Genomic DNA, 567 nt, shown 5'->3' on the forward strand with positions numbered 1-567 from the left:
WMAWATTTATCTAAAAATGGGAAGTTATCTAATATACCATATATTTTGCCTTGAACAAACATTTTTCTTATCCATGTTACACGGTTAATTATACCTGCTTCTTTATTAAGATATGTCTGATGTTTTTTCGCTTTAAACATTTTAATTTTATAGCCTAAATAAGGGTAAATATCTTCTTGCAATTTTTGCATAAAGTCGTGGGCATTAATATCATAATGAAATGTAGCATATTCAAAACCATCAAATTTATCAAAAGTATTGATTATTCATTGGCCGTAATGTTCAACTATTTCATTTAAATTCATTGCGTTTTTTGGGGTAACAACATTTTCTTCAATTAAATATTTATCATATTCATTATTTTCATTAATTTTATAACCACTAAATAAAAATACCGTATGGTCTTCACTACCGTTAGCATAATCAACACCAATTGAATAACTATCAAATTGATACTGTTTTGTATTGAAATTATAAAAATCTTGTAAATTATATTCTTTAATATATTTACGATAATTTCGTAAAACATAAATACTGGGGTCATTATCGTTATATTCAAAACCGTAG

1 protein-coding gene is annotated in these 567 nt (G+C 25.0%); it reads right to left on the reverse strand.

What is annotated here, in order from left to right:
* The coding region (locus EHV01_RS06450) for a hypothetical protein (protein WP_422066738.1) at positions 1–567 on the reverse strand (567 nt) is incomplete at both ends.

This window comes from Spiroplasma sp. hy2 (genome assembly GCF_044714365.1).
GTDB lineage: Bacteria > Bacillota_I > Bacilli_A > Mycoplasmatales > Mycoplasmataceae > Spiroplasma > Spiroplasma phoeniceum.